This is a genomic window from Kitasatospora sp. NPDC048194 (genome assembly GCF_043202455.1).
GTDB lineage: Bacteria > Actinomycetota > Actinomycetes > Streptomycetales > Streptomycetaceae > Kitasatospora.
In genome coordinates, this window is sequence record NZ_JBIDAK010000002.1 from 365401 (window position 1) to 381073 (window position 15673).

Annotated in this window: 14 protein-coding genes; 13 read left to right on the plus strand and 1 reads right to left on the minus strand. The window is 70.6% G+C overall.

The annotated features are described in order from the left end of the window. Window positions 1-177 precede the first annotated feature (177 nt). Window positions 178-2154, minus strand: coding sequence for an acyl-CoA dehydrogenase (locus ACGF07_RS04190; RefSeq protein ID WP_392895252.1), 1977 nt, complete (start codon window positions 2152-2154; stop codon window positions 178-180). A gap of 548 nt (window positions 2155-2702) precedes the next feature. On the opposite strand from ACGF07_RS04190, the gene ACGF07_RS04195 reads away from it, so the two are divergent. The 13 genes from ACGF07_RS04195 (at window position 2703) to ACGF07_RS04255 (ending at window position 15559) form a co-directional block, all read left to right on the plus strand. Then, window positions 2703-3377 (plus strand): ScbR family autoregulator-binding transcription factor, encoded by a 675-nt coding sequence (locus ACGF07_RS04195; protein WP_350744093.1) that lies wholly within the window; start codon window positions 2703-2705, stop codon window positions 3375-3377. A gap of 205 nt (window positions 3378-3582) precedes the next feature. After that, window positions 3583-4821: a cytochrome P450 gene (locus tag ACGF07_RS04200; protein WP_392895255.1), complete on the plus strand. Its 1239-nt coding sequence runs from the start codon at window positions 3583-3585 to the stop codon at window positions 4819-4821. A gap of 617 nt (window positions 4822-5438) precedes the next feature. Beyond that, window positions 5439-6410: a hypothetical protein gene (locus tag ACGF07_RS04205; RefSeq protein ID WP_392895257.1), complete on the plus strand. Its 972-nt coding sequence runs from the start codon at window positions 5439-5441 to the stop codon at window positions 6408-6410. A gap of 44 nt (window positions 6411-6454) precedes the next feature. Next, window positions 6455-7333, plus strand: a complete 879-nt coding sequence (locus ACGF07_RS04210) for a diiron oxygenase (protein ID WP_350744096.1) — start codon at window positions 6455-6457, stop codon at window positions 7331-7333. Next, the gene (locus tag ACGF07_RS04215; RefSeq protein WP_392895260.1) at window positions 7330-7575 is read left to right on the plus strand and encodes an acyl carrier protein; all 246 of its coding nucleotides are present in this window, start codon (window positions 7330-7332) and stop codon (window positions 7573-7575) included. The genes ACGF07_RS04210 and ACGF07_RS04215 overlap by 4 nt, the downstream gene beginning before the upstream one ends. After that, window positions 7575-8402 (plus strand): hypothetical protein, encoded by an 828-nt coding sequence (locus ACGF07_RS04220; RefSeq protein WP_350744097.1) that lies wholly within the window; start codon window positions 7575-7577, stop codon window positions 8400-8402. Before ACGF07_RS04215 ends, ACGF07_RS04220 begins: the two co-directional genes overlap by 1 nt. Continuing rightward, complete coding sequence (locus ACGF07_RS04225; RefSeq protein ID WP_392895264.1) at window positions 8402-9400, plus strand: NAD(P)H-dependent flavin oxidoreductase; 999 nt, start codon at window positions 8402-8404, stop codon at window positions 9398-9400. The genes ACGF07_RS04220 and ACGF07_RS04225 overlap by 1 nt, the downstream gene beginning before the upstream one ends. Beyond that, a complete protein-coding gene (locus ACGF07_RS04230) occupies window positions 9390-10259 on the plus strand; it encodes an alpha/beta hydrolase (RefSeq protein ID WP_350744099.1) in 870 nt (289 codons plus the stop codon). The genes ACGF07_RS04225 and ACGF07_RS04230 overlap by 11 nt, the downstream gene beginning before the upstream one ends. Next, window positions 10252-10506, plus strand: a complete 255-nt coding sequence (locus tag ACGF07_RS04235) for a hypothetical protein (protein WP_350744100.1) — start codon at window positions 10252-10254, stop codon at window positions 10504-10506. Before ACGF07_RS04230 ends, ACGF07_RS04235 begins: the two co-directional genes overlap by 8 nt. Before the next feature lie 53 nt (window positions 10507-10559). Next, complete coding sequence (locus ACGF07_RS04240) at window positions 10560-11084, plus strand: 4'-phosphopantetheinyl transferase superfamily protein (protein WP_392895266.1); 525 nt, start codon at window positions 10560-10562, stop codon at window positions 11082-11084. Window positions 11085-11168: 84 nt separating this feature from the next. Further along, window positions 11169-12659: an APC family permease gene (locus ACGF07_RS04245; protein WP_392895268.1), complete on the plus strand. Its 1491-nt coding sequence runs from the start codon at window positions 11169-11171 to the stop codon at window positions 12657-12659. A 45-nt stretch (window positions 12660-12704) separates the two neighbouring features. Beyond that, window positions 12705-14420 (plus strand): pyridoxal-dependent decarboxylase, encoded by a 1716-nt coding sequence (locus tag ACGF07_RS04250; RefSeq protein ID WP_392895270.1) that lies wholly within the window; start codon window positions 12705-12707, stop codon window positions 14418-14420. Between the two features lie 173 nt (window positions 14421-14593). After that, entirely contained in the window at window positions 14594-15559 is a 966-nt protein-coding gene (locus ACGF07_RS04255) for a chlorinating enzyme (RefSeq protein WP_392895272.1), read from the plus strand. Window positions 15560-15673 lie beyond the last annotated feature (114 nt).

Sequence of the window (15673 nt, forward strand, 5' to 3'; positions counted from 1 at the left end):
CGGGCGGGGGGGGGGGTTTTTCACCGGCTTTTTTTTTCTCAACATTTCGGGGTGGTCCCCCCGCCGCGCCCCGCCCGCCCCCCCCCCCCCCCCCCCCCCCCGGCCGCGCCCGCGCGGCGACGCGTTTCGGTCCCGGTCGAGGCGATCCGGCCCGGGACCGGCCGTCGAACCAGCGGCTCAGACGATCTCTTGGACGTGCTCCCCGGCGACGGGTGCGTCGTCGGCGAGGTCTGCGTAGTCGGCGAGGTCGATGCCGGCGCCGTTGGCGATGGGTATGGCGTCGAGGAACTGACCGGGCAGATCGAAGGCGTCGACGAGGGTGGTCATGTGCGGTGCGAGATCCGCGAAGACCGAGTCGGTGACGGTGGGCAGTTGCCGGACCTGGTCCGGGGTGAGGTGGGATTCGGCCAGCAGGTCGCCGGTGTGCTGGCCGAGCTGGTCGAGCAGGAAGAGCGTGCACAGCCGGCGCAGCAGATGCCGGGCCCGGGGTTCCGCGGCCCGGTGGACCGCGTCGATGAAGGCGTCGGCGGCTTGCAGGGCGGCGTGGACGGAAACCATGCGCAGGGCTGCCGGGGAGGCGGCGTTCCAGCGTGCGACGGGGTCGTTGACGGGGCCGCGGCGCAGGGCGGTGCGGGCGCGTGCCTGCCAGATGGCTTGGGCCCGGGCGAGCAGGGCGCGCAGGACGTGCGGGTCGGTCAGCTCACCGCAGGCCGGTGGGGTGGTCGCCGCAACGGCATCGTCCTGGTGGCTGAACAGCAGTTCCGCTGCGGCTTTGCTCCAGATGACCAGATTGTCGCCTTCGGCGGTCACGGTTCCTTCGGCATACTGGGCGTACCCCACCAGGCCGTTGACGGCGAACAGGCCCTGAGCGCCGCAGCGTTCGCGGCATTCCACGAGGATGGCGCGAGCCTGCCAGGTGATCCAACCCTTGGCGATCGCCACCAGGCGTTCGGCCTCGCTGCGGTCCTCGGCGGTGTGGTGGTTCCAGCGGGAGAGTACCGAGCGGTGCAGGAAGGTCATCGCGTAGGCGCTGGCCAGCGATGTCAGCAGACGGCTGTGGTGGCTGCGGTGAACGTTGAGGGCGAGGCGCTGGCCGGGCTTGGGCCCGGTGACGTGGCGGTGCTGGCCGTAGCGCACGGCGATGGCCAGTGCCGCCCGTGAGGCACCGACGGCTGCCCCGCTCATGCACAGCTTGCCCACGGTGACCCGGCCGATGGACCGCAGGAACCTCTTGCGGCGGCTGCCGAGGGCGCTGGTCAGGGTGCCGTCGTGGCCGAGCCGGCCGTGGTCCGCTTCCAGCAGGGCCTCGCGCGGCAGCCGAACGTGGTGGAAGGAGGTGAGGCAGTGGTCGACGGGGGCGGCCGGCCGCCGGGGAAGCCGGCGCACCTGGATGCCGGGCAGCAGCCCCTGCTCGTCGCTGAGCGGGGTCAGGAAGAGGAAGACGCCCTGGTCCTGGCCGTCCACCAGGAGGCGGGCGGCGACCACCGCGGTCTTGGGGCCGCCGGTGGTGCTGGTGTTGGGCATGAACTTCTGCGCGCCGGCATGGGGGGTGTGGAGGACGAACCCGCCCGAGTCCCGGTCGAGTTCGGCGGTGGTCTCGATGTTGAAGCTGTCGTTGCCGTGGTCGAGCTCGGTGCACAGGAATGTTCCGATGCGGCGCATGGCGGTGAACTCGGACAGGTCCCGCCGGGCGTCCGGGTCGTGGTCCAGGATGCTGCCCAGGAACAGGTTGTAGTGGATCCCCGCCACCGTGCACAGGCTCCCTCCGCCGTCCACGATCGCGGCCCATTCGTGCAGACTCGCCAGCAGGTCGGGGTCTGCGGCGAGGCTTTCGGCTCCGTCGACGGTGTCGTTCACCAGCCGCAGCCACGTGTAGGCCAGGGCTTCCTGTTCGGCGGCGGAGCGGCCGGGGCGGTGGCGGAACGTCGGATGACTGATCAGCCGGCGCCAGGTGCCGTGGATCCTGTCCCGTTCGCCGCCGTGTCCGAACAGCAGCCGGGACAGTTGCCGCACCGGCGAGGTGCCCGTCGCTTCCGGTCGTGCGGCCGAAAAGGTCTCGACGGCGCGCATGTCGTGGGGCGGGCAGCCGTCGGTCGGACGGCGAATGCCCTCGACTGCGGCGCGCACGCCAGGTTCGGTTGCCACGAGTGCCATGAGTCTCCCCCGGGTGATCCAACTCGGTCAGGACATGGAGCGACCCAGAAGATACGGGGACATCGTTTTTTTCTTCAAGCAACTAAAACATTACCGGACACGGTGTTGCGTTTTCTGTTGATTTGCCCTAAGCGGCCGCGTCAGGCGTCCTCTCGGCCGCCGCACCGAACGCTGCCGGTAGGTCGCGGAGAGTACGGCCGAAGGGCTGATCGGCCGGAATTCCGAGTGGACCGACGGGCCCGGGCCGGCCGTCGCCGTGCTCACCGAAACGCATCGAAGAGAGGCACCTGCCGTTCACGTCCGGCGCCTCCGCAGCGGATTAGCCTATTCATTGCGGGATATCAGGCTACTGCCCGGTAGGGCGGGTCCGCGAAAAAATCCGATCGTTCCGTCTTGCTCAAAGTCTGTTAATGGGTATCTTATGTGTCCGTCAGGTCGCTCGTCACGACTGCTCCTGGCGCGGCCGGCCGTGCGAGCAGCAGGGCGTGGCACTATGGGCCATCGGTTTGTTTTGTCCAATCGCTGATGGAGCAAGGCGGAGGTAAGGCGTGGCGGTGCAGGAACGGGCCATCAGGACGAGGCGGGCCATCCTCGTCGCGGCGGCCGCAGTCTTTGCCGAGGTGGGATACGAAGCGGCGACGATCGCCGAGATCCTCCACCGGGCCCAGGCGGCCAAGGGGTCCCTGTACTTCCACTTCGGCTCGAAGGCCGATCTGGCCCAGGCGGTCCTGGCCGACCAGCTCACCTCGGTGCCGGAGCTGCCGCCGCAGCAGCTGATGCTCCAGCAGGGCCTGGACGAGGCGTTCGTCCTCGCCCACATGCTCTCCAAGCGGGATCCGGTCGTGCAGGGCAGCATTCGACTGACGATGGATCAGGGGACGCCGAACGACGGCCTGGACCGGCGCGTGCCGATGAGCGGGTGGATCGAGCGCAACCAAGTCCTGCTCGAAAAGGCCAGGGAGAACGGCGAACTGCTGCCGCACGTCGACGTGGCGGTCGCGGCGCGGATGTTCCTCGGAGCGTTCACCGGGGTGCAGATACTTTCCAAGATCATGACCGATCACGCCGACATGCCGGAACGGGTGTCGGAGTTGCAGCGCCACCTGATGGAGACCATCGCGGTGCCGCCGGTGTTCGCCCGACTCGACCTGGCCGCCGATCGGGGGGCCCGGGTGTACGAGGCGGCGCTGAAGCAGCGTGAGGAGTCCCGCGCCGCCGTATAGGTGTCTCGACCCGCAGGGACGTTCACCCGCGGCACCGCCCGGCACCACGGCGACGAGTCATCGTCCCGCCCGACGCGTCCGGCCCGCCGGAGAGGGGGACCGGGGCCGGTGGTGGAGCCGGCCCGGCACATGTGCCGGGCGCAACGTCCCCACCCGGCGCGAGGCGCAGTAGATTGTGCGCCGCGGGGAACGACCGGGGGAGGGAATGAAGATGGACGTTGCCGGCTGCCCTTACGTCCTGGACGTGACGGGGCGTGACCTGGCCGGAGAGGCGGCGGTGCTGCGGGCCCGGGGCCCGGCCGTGCAGGTGGAGCTGCCCGGGGGCGTCGTGGCCTGGGCCGTGGTCGGGCAACGGCACGTCGAGCAGCTCCTGACCGACTGGCGGGTGTCGAAGGACGCCCATCGGCACTGGCCGGCGTTCGTCGAAGGGCGGATCACCGAGGAGTGGCCGCTGTACCCGTGGGTGGCGAACGAGAACATGCTCTTCGCCTACGGGGAGAGCCACGCCCGGCTGCGCCGGCTGGTCGCCGGGGCGTTCACCATGCGGCGCACCGAGATGCTGCGTCCCCGAGTCGCCGGGATCACCTCGGAACTCCTCGACCGGATGGACGCCCTTCCGGCCGGAACCCGGCTCGACCTTCGGCGCGCCTTCGCCGAGGTGCTGCCGATGCGGGTCATCTGCGAACTGTTCGGCGTCCCGCAGGGCGAGGCCACGGACGCGCTGTGCGTCGCACTGCACAAGGTCTTCAGCACCACCATCTCGGCACGGGAGGTCGAGGCGGCGCGGGTGCAGGCGTTCACGCTGCTGTCGGACCTGGTGCGGGCCAAACGGGCCGAGCCCGGGAACGACCTGACCACGTCCCTGATCGAGGCGCGGGACCAGGAGGACCGCCTGAGCGAGGAGGAACTGCTCGGCACTCTCTTCCTCATGATCGCCGGCGGGCAGGACACCACCGCCGCGCTGATCACCAACGCCGTGGGCGCGTTGCTGAGCCACCCCGACCAGCTGGAGTACGTCCTGGCGGGCCGCGCGACCTGGCAGGACGTGTCCGACGAGACCATGCGGGTGCACACGCCCGGCGCGTACTCGCCGATGAGGTTCGCCGTCGAGGACATCGACCTGGACGGCGTGACGATCCGCAAGGGAGACCCCATCCTGGTCTCGTTCGCGGCAGCCGGCCTGGATCCCGAGCGCTACGGACCCCACGCCGACCGCTTCGACGTGCTGCGCCAGGACCGTGATCTGCTCGGCTTCGGGCACGGAACGCACCATTGCCTGGGCGCTCCGCTCGCCGAGTTGGAGGCGACCACGGCCTTCGCCGCCCTCTTCGAACGCTTTCCCCGCATGCGGCTGGCGTGCCGCCCGGAGGAACTCCAGCCCGCGCAGAGCTTCCTGATGAACACCTACCGGGAACTGCCGGTGTTCCTGTCCCCGGTTTCCTGAAGCCCGTCGTCGCGTGATGCCGCCGGCCGGCGGCGCGACCTCGTCGCACCGCCGGCCACCAGGTCGTGCCCCGCTCGCCGAGGACCCCGTCCGGCCCGGCACAGGCCCTGGCCCACCTGGTCCTGGCCCACCTGGTCCTGGCGGATCCAGCCGCACGGGCCCTCCTGACGCACCCCGCCGCCGCGCGCCGCCTGCCGGACCGCCGGCGCCGGTTCGGCGCCCCGGTACGTCCCCACCGGGCGTCGGCGCCGACCGGGCGCGGGTCCCCCCGACCGGCCGGCCCCGCAGACCGCCGCACACGGCCCGTCAGACCCCGCGCACGGCCCGTCGGACCGCCGCGCACGGCCCGTCGGACTGCCGCGCACGCCCGTCAGGCCGCCGCCGGCAACCTTCCGCACCCCCCCCGGGAAACGTCGAGCCCCTGGCCGCCGCCCCCCGGGTACGCCCGTATTCATTCTTCCGGTCCGCGTGTGCAAAACGCATGAACGGGCATGCGGAACCACTATTCCGCGCGGCAACCCCCGACACCTAAAGTCGGTCCAGTCGCGTTGCCTTGGCGTTGTGGCAGTGAAGGGCGCCGATTCGTCGGCCCGATCTATTTCCTGGAGGAACAGGCTGTGCTGCGTCAAGACGTCACCCCTGAGCAGCCGTGGGAAACGGTGGCGAAATCGATCGAGTTCATACCCGCCAAGTACTCCCACAAGACCCATTCCGAATCGACGGCGCAGGAAATGCTGAGGTGCGATTCGGCGGACATCGACAGACTCGTGGACGCGGGCCTTCCGTTCGAAGACCGGGCGGGCGTGCGCCACTTCGACGTGAACGACCTCTACAACCTCGGCATGTACTCGGGCCGGGGGAACACCCAGCCGGAACTCGCGTTCCGCATGCTGTTCCGCTTCGCCGGCCGTCCGGTCGACGACCTGTTGCGCGAGAAGTCCTGGGACTTCAGGGTCACGCTGGAATGCACCGCGTGCGAGGGGCAGGCGCCCTGGCGTTTCGCCGCGCCCGACGCCGCCCGCTTCGGCGGGCGGGTGGCCGGGGGAGCGGCGCCGCAGCCGAGCGCGCGCTCGGCCTCCTACGAGGCGACGGTCACCACCGTCGGCGCCAGGACCCCACTGCTCTCCACCCGGCTGCGCGGCATCACCCGGGACTACCTCGACTCCGGCTACCGCTGGCAGATGATCCCCGTCGCGATGCAGGCCGACTACGACCTGGTGCACGCGCTCGGTGCCACCAGCTGCATCGCGGCCAGCCTGCTGCTCGCCGAGCGGTTCCGGGCGGCCGGATACCGGGCCGAGGCGAAGCGGGGCTGGTTCTGCGGCGTGCTGGGCGGCGCCCTCGACCTGCCGCACGCCTGCGTGGAAGTCGTGGACGACGACGGCGCGCTCAAGACCGTCGACATCGCCAAGTCGCAGCTGGCCGCCCGCCTGTCGCCGAACACCGCCGACTTCCAGGAGCTGTGCCTCGGGTCGATCTACAACAAGGTGATCCCGTCCACGGCTTCCGGCAACGCGCCCTTCGGACACCACGAGTGCGGCTCCCCCGAGCCGGTCCAGGTGCGCGCGGACATCCGATCGACGAGCTGAAGCTGAAAATCCCGCACCACTGCCTTCGGAAGGGTGAGTGAAACATGGCGGTACGTGAAATCGAGCCGATCGTGCTGGACCTCGAACGGCTGGAGAACCTGGCCGAATCCGGCTACTACAACCCCTACTCGATGTTCGACTGGCCCGACGCCATCGAACCCGGCATGCCGTGGATGAGCGAGAGCCTGACCACGCTGGCCGGCACCGAGATGTGGGACGAGCTGACCCGCGAACAGCAGATCGCACTCACCAAGTACGAGGCGATCAACTTCTTCAGCCTGAACATCCACGGCATCCGCGAACTGCTCAACGACGTCGTGATGCGCATTCACGAGCGGACCTACGCGGACGTCTCGGAATTCCTGCACCACTTCATCGGTGAGGAAAACGAGCACATGTGGTTCTTCGCGCAGTTCTGCCTGCGCTACGGCGGCCGGCTGTACCCGGCCCAGCCGGCGCTCAAGGCCGACTCGGTCGAGCACCTGTCCACCGTGGCCCGCGAGCTGATCGTGTTCGCCCGCATCCTGATCTTCGAGGAGATCGTCGACTACTACAACGCGCACATGGCGACCGACCAGTCCCTGCCGGCGATCGCCCGCGAGATCAACCGGGTGCACCACCAGGACGAGAGCCGGCACGTCGCCTTCGGTCGGATGATCTTCACCAACCTGCTCGCCCAGGTGGCCAAGCGCGACCCGAACGAGGTACCGGTGGTCGCCGAGTACCTGGAGAGCTACCTGCAGTACAGCATCGCCACCCTCTACAACCCGGCCGCCTACCGCGACGCGGGCATCCCCGACGCCCTCGCGCTGCGCCGGCGGGCGCTGGAGCACCCCGCCCGCATCGAGGCGCACGAGCAGGTGCTGAAGCGCACGCGCAAGTTCCTGTCGAAGGCGGGCGTCGGCAGGGAGCTGATCAAGTGACCACCGAGCCCATGCAGGCGGTGCGCGACTTCATCCTGGCCCGCAACCCCAAGCTCGACCAGCTGCCCGACGACCTGGACCTCATCGACAGCCGCGCCATCAACTCCCTGGCCTTCGTCGAGTTCATCTTCCTGCTGGAAGAGCTGACCGGCGAGTCGATCGACCCGGAGGACCTGGACCTCAACGACTTCCGCACCCTCAGCGCGGTGAACGCCCGATTCTTCACGAAGGAAGCAGCCTGATGACCACAGTGACCGACAACGGCCTCGGAGTTCTGGACGGCAGCCAGCTGCGGGTGCTGCGGGCGATCGACGCGGTGTTCCGGCGCCTGGCCGACGGCTGGGACGCCCCGGAGTTCCGGTTCCCCTTCCTGATGCGCTGCGAGGACCTCGACCGCTTCGACTACTACGACAACTTCCCGCACCTGGGTCTCGCGGCGACCCGGCTCGACCCCGAGCGCCTCGGCGGCCTGCTCAAGCAGTCCCAGCGGCCGGTGGAGCGGATCCCCGCCGACGTGATGGAGCCGACCGCGTTCGCGCTGCCCTCGGCGGCCTGCTACTCCATCTACGTCAACCTGGCGGGCTCCACGCTGCCCGCCGAGGGGACGATGCGCACCACGGTCGGCACCTGCTTCCGCAACGAGACCCACTACCAGGGCCTCCAGCGGTTGCTCGGCTTCTCCATGCGGGAGATCGTCTGCGTGGCGGCGGAGGACGTGGCCAAGAACCACCTGCTGCGCGCCAAGAACGCCGTGACCGCCCTGTGCGCCGAACTCGGCCTCGACGTCCGCCTCGAGGTCGCCACCGACCCCTTCTTCGACAAGAACAGCGGCAAGGCGAAGATGCAGCGCCTGTTCCCGGTCAAGGAGGAGTTCGTGGTGGGCGGCCTGGCCATCGGCTCGGTCAACTACCACCGCAACTTCTTCGGCGAGCGGTGCGGCATCCTGGCCGGCGAGGACACGGCGCACACCAGCTGCCTGGCCTTCGGCCTGGAGCGCTGGGTGCACGTCCTGACCGACCGGTTCGGCAGCGCGGACGCCGCCGCCGCCGCGGTCGAGAGCCTGCACTGATGCCGTCCGCAGCGAGCGTGCTCGGCCTCCGGGTGAGCCTGCTCCAGTCGGGCATGGGCGGGGTCGCCGGCTCGGAGCTGGCCTGCGCGGTGTCCAACGCGGGCGCCGCGGGCTGCGTGGGCGGCTACAAGTTGGCCGGCAGCGCGCTGTCGGCCATCCTCGCCCGGCTGGTCTCCGGCACCGACCGGCCCGTCGGCGTGAACCTCATCCCGGAAGTGGTCGGGCCCGACGAACTCGACCGGCAAGTGGCCCAGGTGCTCGACGAGACACCGCACCGCGTGCACCTGTCCTTCTTCGGCATGCCCGACGACGCGGTCTTCGACCGGGTCACCGCGGCGGGCCGGCAGCTGGTGGTGCAGGTCGGGTCGGTCCCAGACGGCGTCCACGCGGCCGACCGCGGCGCCGTGGTGGTGGCCCAGGGCATCGAGGCGGGCGGCCACCTCCTCGGCACGCAGCGCCGCGACGACCTGGTGGGAGCACTGCGGGCACTGCTGCCCGACGCCTGCCTGGTCGCCTCGGGCGGAATCGGCTCGCCCGAGGAGGCCGCACGGGCGCTGGCCGCCGGCGCCGACGGGGTGCTGCTCGGCACCGCCTTCGTCGTCGCCCACCAGGCGCGCGCCCACGCCCGCTTCAAGTCCGCGGTCACCGCCGCGGACCAGGCCGACACCGTGATCAGCGACGTGTACGAGATCGGCTGGCCGGGCCGGCGGCACCGCGTGCTCGCCACGGCCGTCACCGCCGACCCGAGCCTGCCCGCGAAGTTCATCGGCAAGACGGTGGTCGAAGGCAAGCCGTACCTGGTGCCGCGGTTCAGCGCGGCGGTCCCCACCGACGCGACCAGCGGCCGCATCGAGGAGATGGCGCTGTACTGCGGCCAGTCCTGCGGCGAGATCACCGAGGAAGCCCCGGCGGCAGACATCGTCGCCGCGTTCGCACGGGTCCTTCCGGGCCCCGAAACAGTCAAGAGCAACGAAAGGCCGGAACACCATGTCCACTGAGGCAGTGCACGACGAGTACTACCACGACCTGAGCTACCGCGAGGACCTGCCGCTGATCCCGACCAGGGAGGGCGTCCAGCTCTACTGCGAGTCCACCGGTGAAGGCATTGCCATCACGACGCTCAACAACTTCTTCTTCACCGCCCCGTTCTGGCGGGACTACACCGACGAGCTCGCCAAGCACCACCGCATCGTCAGCTACGACCTGGCCAACCACGGCCACTCCACCCGCCTGGAGCAGGAGCCCACCTGGGAGGAGCACGTCGAGGACCTGGCCAGGCTGCTCGACGCCCTGGAGATCGACTCGACCTACCTCCTCGCCTCCTCGGCCTCCACCCAGCTCGCCCGCGACATGGCCCTCGCCCACCCCGACCGGGTCCGCGGCCTCATCCTGGCCGGACCGGTCGTCGGCCCGCAGATCCGCCGGCACCGGATGCTCCAGCGCGCCTGGCTCCAGACGCTGAACAGCCACGACATCCCCACGCTGTTCGCCCACATGTACCCCGAGTTCGTCAGCACCCAGATGATCGAGGAGTACCGCGTGCCGGGCTACCTCGGCCTCCGGGAGAGCTTCCTGGCCATGTCGACGCCCGAGGAGCTCAACAACGGCCTGGCGCTGGCGCAGCAGGGCGACCCCAGCTCCGAGCTGCTGACCCGGATCCAGGCGCCGACGCTGATCGCCCTGGGCGACGACGACATCCTGCTCGGCCCGACCGCGGGGCACGAGCTGGCCGCCCTGTTCCCCAAGGGCCGCTGCGTGATCATGCCCAAGGCCGGCCACGTGCCCTTCCTCGACGAGCCGGTCGCCTTCCAGGAGATCACGCGCAAGTTCATCGAAGAAGTGGAAGCCGATGCCTGACACCGCGGTGGAGGTGCGGCAGCGGATCCGCGAGCTGCTGGTCGGCGTGTTCGGCGGCCCCTCCTTCGTCAGCCAGGTGCAGGACACCGCCTCGCTCCGCGAGGCCGGAGTCCCCTCCACCGCGCTGGTCGCCCTGCTGGTCGCGATGGAGGACGCGTTCGGCTTCGAGTGGGACGACGACATCCGGCCGGAAGTGCTGCGCTCGATCGACTCACTGGCAGGCCACGTCGTGGCGCTGCGCAACTGAGGGCTCGCACGGTGATCGTCGAACCGGCCCCGTTCCGGGGCACGGTGCCGCGGATGTCACTGGAAACGTCGTGGGTGGCGCCGCCCCACGGACCGGCGGAGCAGTTCACCGCCGGCCGCCGGGCGGCCGCCGCCGCGCTGGCCGCAGCCGGCTCCGCCGAGCGGACGGTGCCGCGGGCCCGGGACGGCCGGCCGCTGTTCCCCCGCGGGTTCGCCGGTTCCATCTCCCACACCGGCCGGCTCGCGGTCGCCGTGGTGGTCCCCGGCGCCGAGGCGGTCGGCGTCGACATCGAGCCCGCGGCCGTGCCCCCCCGCACGGCCGCGTTCGTCCTGCGGGAACAGGAGCGGCGCCTGCTGCTCCCCCCGGGCGGGCCCCACACCGCGCGGGACCTGTTCGCCGCCAAGGAGGCCGCCTTCAAGGCTCTGAACTCCCTCGGCACGCTGGGGGAGTTCCTGTTCTGGCAGATCAACCTCGGTCACGCCGAGGGCGCGTTGACCGCGACGTACCGCGGCGAATCGGTGCCGGTGTGGATCCACGCGCGGACGGATCTGTCGTTCGCCGTGGCGATCCGCCGCTGAAGCCGACCCTCTCGCCCACCCGCCGTCCCACGAGCCTGATCCGCCGCTCGGTTCCGGGCCCTTGCCCCTCATCTGGAGACCCTCATGACCGGTACATCCCCGTCCGGGGGGAGCGCACGCTTCCAGCGCACGCTGACCACCCCGAAGATCGTGTTCATCATCATCGCCGCAGCCGCCCCCCTGGCCGCGATGGTGTTCACCGTCCCGCTCGCCTTCGCCATCGGCACCGGCCCCGGCGTACCGGCCATGTTCCTCTTCGCCGGCCTGACCCTGCTGTGCTTCTCCGCCGGCTACGCCGCCATCTCACGGCGGATCAGCGACATGGGCGGTTTCTACGCCCACATCGCGCACGGTCTCGGCCGCCGCGTGGCGGCCGGGGCGGGACTGCTCGCGGTGCTCGCCTACAACGCCGCCACGGTCGGCGTCCTCGGCGCGTTCGCCTACTTCACCCAGAACGTGGCCGCGGACCACGGGCTGAACCTGCCCTGGCAGGTGTGGGCGGGACTCGGCCTGCTGCTGGTCGCCTTGCTCGGCTACCGGGAGGCCAACCTCAGCGCCCGGCTGCTGTCCGTCTGCATGGTGTGCGAGATCGCCATCCTGGTCGCACTGGACATCGCGGTCCTGGCCCGTCACGGCGCCGCGGCCCTGCCGTCCGCCTCCTTCGCCCCCCACCAGGTCCTCGCCCCCGGACTCGGCGTCGCCGTGATGTTCGGTTTCGCCTCCTTCCTCGGCTTCGAGTCGGCCGCCCTGTACGGCGAGGAGGCCAAGGCGCCGCACCGCAGCGTGCCCCGCGCCACCGTCATCGCCGTCCTGGTCGTCGCCTCGTTCTACGCCCTGACCAGCTGGGTCGCCGTCGGTGCGGTGGGCCCCGAGCGGATCCAGACGCAAGCCGCGAACCACCTCGGCGACCTGTTCTTCCTGCTCAGCGACGGATACCTGGGCCACGCCGCCACCGTCACCATGCAAGTGCTGCTGTGCACCAGCCTCTTCGCCTCCTGGCTGGCGCTGCACAACGCCGCCAACCGGTACATGTACGCCCTGAGCCGCGACGGGCTGCTGCCGGCCCGCCTCAACGCCACCCACGCCGGCCACAGCTCCGTGCACCGGGCCAGTGTGACCCAGTCCGTCTTCAGCACGGTGACGGTCGCCCTGTTCGCGGCCGCGGGCCTCGACCCGTACGTGAACATGTCGACCAGCATGCTGGGCCTGGGCACCCTCGGCATCATCCTGCTCCAGGCCCTGGCCTCGGTGGCGGTGATCGGCTACTTCCGGAACCGGCGCGAGGAACGCTGGCAGACCGTCATCGCGCCCGCGCTGGGCGCGCTGGGACTGATCACCGCGGCGGTTCTGGTGGTGTCGAACTTCGACGTGTTGACCGGGACCACGAATCCCGTCGTCACCGCGTTGCCGTGGCTCCTGCTGGCGGCCGTCGGCCTCGGCATCGCCTTCGCCTCCTGGCTGCGCTCGGCCCGTCCGGACCGGTACACCCGCCTCGGCGGCGCATCCATGCCGGTGCCGCCGCCCACCGCCCCGCTCGCAGACCCCGCCGGCAGCCTCTCCCAAGCAGCGCAGTGACTCCGCCTCGAGCGGGAAGCCGCGCACCGGAAAGGATCAGCTCCAATGGTTCGTGAAGCCGAAACCCATGCGGACATACCGTTCGGTCCCGAAGACACACCGTGGCAGAAGACCTTCAGCAGCCTGGGGGTCGTCGGCGGACGCCCCTACGGCACCCCGCCGTCCAGCGACCCCAGGGCGGCCTACCTCCACGTCCCCGAAGTACCCCACTACAAGGTGCAGTTGCCGCCGACCGGGCTCGACGCGCAGCAGTACGGCGAGGCCGAGGCACTGTTCCGCCGCCACGTGGACACCCAGACCCGCAACTTCGCCGGCTACCAGGTCACCAGCGACCTCGACTACGAACAACGCCTGGGGCACTACCTCAACCGCCACCTCAACAACGTCGGCGACCCGTACCAGTCCAGCTCGTACACACTCAACTCCAAGGTGCTCGAACGCGTCGTCCTCGACTACTTCGCGTCACTGTGGCACGCGAAGTGGCCGCACGACCCGCAGGACCCCGAGTCGTACTGGGGCTACGTCCTGACCATGGGCTCCAGCGAAGGCAACCTGTACGGCCTGTGGAACGCACGGGACTACCTGTCGGGCAAGCCCCTGCGCACCCGCCACCGCGAGCCCGGCCAGGCCGGCGTCGAGCAGGCCCCGCAGGGCGACGGCCCGAACGCCTTCCATCCGGTGGCGTTCTTCTCCGAGGACACCCACTACTCGCTGACCAAGGCCGTACGGGCGCTGGCCATCGACACCTTCCACGACCTGGGCTCCACGCGCTACCCCGACGACAACCCGCTCGCACCGGGCACCCCCTGGCCGCGGAAGGTGCCCTCCACCGAGGACGGCGCCATCGACGTCGAACAACTCGCCGTCCTGGTCAGGTTCTTCGCCAGCCGCGGCTACCCCATCCTGGTCAGCCTCAACTACGGGTCCACCTTCAAGGGCGCCTACGACGACGTCGAAGCGGTCGCCCGCACGGTGCGCGCCATCTGCGCCGAGTACGGCCTGGACAAGCGGAACGTCCACCACGGCCGCGGCGAGGAGGGCGGCCAGGACGAACGGTCGGGATTCTGGCTGCACGTCGACGGGGCCCTCGGCGCCGGCTACGCGCCCTTCCTGGAGATGGCCCGGAACGCGGGCATGGTGGAGCAGGCACCGCCGGTCTTCGACTTCCGGCTCGGCGACCTGCACTCACTGACCATGAGCGGGCACAAGTGGATGGGCACGCCGTGGGCGTGCGGAGTGTTCATGACCCGCACCGGACTGCAGATGGCCCCGCCCGGGGCCTCGGAGTACATCGGCGCCGCCGACACCACCTTCGCGGGCTCCCGCAACGGCTTCTCCTCGCTCCTGATGTGGGACTACCTGGCCCGTCACTCCTACGACGACCAGGCCCGGCTGGCGGCCGAGTGCGACCACCTCGCGGCCTACACCCACCGCCAACTCCTCGCACTGCAGGAGCGACTGGGCCACGACCTGTGGGTCGCCCGCAGCCCGCAGTCGCTGAGCATCCGCTTCCGCCAGCCCCGCGCGGACATCGTCCGCCGCTACTCCCTGGCCAGCGAGTCCGTGCACGTCGACGGCACCGCCCGCGCGTACGTCCACCTGTACGTGATGCGCCACCTCACCGCGGAGCGCGTCGACGAGCTCCTGGACGAGCTGCGACAGCCGGGCGCCTTCACCCCGGACCCGCCCACCGGCACCACCGCCGGCGGGGCGCGAGCGGCCCGACCGGTCGAACCGGTGGCCGACGCGATGGCGGGCTGACCCGAACCCACACCGCAATGACCTCTGAGGTGACGGACGCGGCCCGCGGGCCGCTCGAGAAGGCCGCCGCGGACGCGGGCCGGCCCACGTGCTCCCCGGGCACGTGGGCCCCTTCGCTTTCCCGGGCCGGTCCACGTCTGCCCAGAGGTCCCGAGCCACGACCGAGGAGAGGCATGTCCGCCCCACAGCACGACTTCCGGCTCACCGCCGACGAGCTGGAGCAGTTCCACCGGACCGGGTACGCGGGCCCCTTCACGCTCTACGAGCCCGACGAGATCGCACGGCAGTGGGCCCGGACCCGCCAGGACCTCACGGACTGCAGCGGCGCGGTGTACCAGGACGCCACCGACGGATCGGAGGCGGCGAACCTGTCCAACCACGACCGGCACCTCGACAACGCCTTCCTCGCCGACCACATCACCCAGCCGGGCATCGTGGACCGGGTCGTCTCCGTACTCGGGCCTGACGTGCTGTGCTGGCGCTCGGACTTCTTCCCCAAGTACCCGGGCAACGAAGGCACGGACTGGCACCAGTCCGACACCTTCGCCAACGCCTCCGGCCGGCCCCAGATCCAGTGGCCGCCGGGATCGGGCCCGGGCGGCTGCCTCACCGTGTGGTGCGCCTTCACCGACGCCCCCGCCGACATGGGCGGCCTGCAGTTCATCCCCGGCACCCACCGCACCATGCACTACGACGAGACCAAGCACATGCTCTACGACCCCGACCGGAACACCTCCGTGGTGAAGAACGGCGTCCGGCGCGGCTTCTTCGGCTACGACTACCGCGAACTCCAGATCGACCCGCACTGGCAGCCGGACGAGTCGCGGGCCGTGTCCGTGGAGCTGAGGGCCGGGCAGTTCGTCATGTTCTGGTCGCGCCTCCTGCACGCCTCGCACCCGCACGCCGGTCGGACCAAGCGGATGCGCATGGGCTTCTCGGCCCGCTACGTGCCCGCGTTCGTGCGGATCTACCCCGGAGCTTCGGCGGTCGAGGAGTTCGGCGCCCGGTCGAGCCTGGAGCGGTACGGAGCGGTCCTGGTCAGCGGCGAGGACCGCTTCGGACACAACCGCATCGCCGTGAGCACCACCGCCGGCCACGTCTTCCGCCGCCGCAACGACGGCGCGCCCACCAGCGCTTGAGGCCGACACGCGATTGCCGCGGCCGGCCTGCGGCGGCCACGGGCCGGCCTCCTCCCCCCGGGCATGCACCGCAGCCCTGGTCCGTGCTCCACGCCGCAGGGGCGAAGGCACGGA

What these genes read in the sequence shown, in the direction of transcription:
- ACGF07_RS04190 (WP_392895252.1), bottom strand. Translation starts at nt 2,154, where the DNA reads ATGGCACTCGTGGCAACCGAACCTGGCGTGCGCGCCGCAGTCGAGGGC.
- ACGF07_RS04200 (WP_392895255.1), top strand. Translation starts at nt 3,583, where the DNA reads ATGAAGATGGACGTTGCCGGCTGCCCTTACGTCCTGGACGTGACGGGG.
- ACGF07_RS04210 (WP_350744096.1), top strand. Translation starts at nt 6,455, where the DNA reads ATGGCGGTACGTGAAATCGAGCCGATCGTGCTGGACCTCGAACGGCTG.
- ACGF07_RS04220 (WP_350744097.1), top strand. Translation starts at nt 7,575, where the DNA reads ATGACCACAGTGACCGACAACGGCCTCGGAGTTCTGGACGGCAGCCAG.
- ACGF07_RS04225 (WP_392895264.1), top strand. Translation starts at nt 8,402, where the DNA reads ATGCCGTCCGCAGCGAGCGTGCTCGGCCTCCGGGTGAGCCTGCTCCAG.
- ACGF07_RS04230 (WP_350744099.1), top strand. Translation starts at nt 9,390, where the DNA reads ATGTCCACTGAGGCAGTGCACGACGAGTACTACCACGACCTGAGCTAC.
- ACGF07_RS04235 (WP_350744100.1), top strand. Translation starts at nt 10,252, where the DNA reads ATGCCTGACACCGCGGTGGAGGTGCGGCAGCGGATCCGCGAGCTGCTG.
- ACGF07_RS04240 (WP_392895266.1), top strand. Translation starts at nt 10,560, where the DNA reads ATGTCACTGGAAACGTCGTGGGTGGCGCCGCCCCACGGACCGGCGGAG.
- ACGF07_RS04245 (WP_392895268.1), top strand. Translation starts at nt 11,169, where the DNA reads ATGACCGGTACATCCCCGTCCGGGGGGAGCGCACGCTTCCAGCGCACG.
- ACGF07_RS04250 (WP_392895270.1), top strand. Translation starts at nt 12,705, where the DNA reads ATGGTTCGTGAAGCCGAAACCCATGCGGACATACCGTTCGGTCCCGAA.
- ACGF07_RS04255 (WP_392895272.1), top strand. Translation starts at nt 14,594, where the DNA reads ATGTCCGCCCCACAGCACGACTTCCGGCTCACCGCCGACGAGCTGGAG.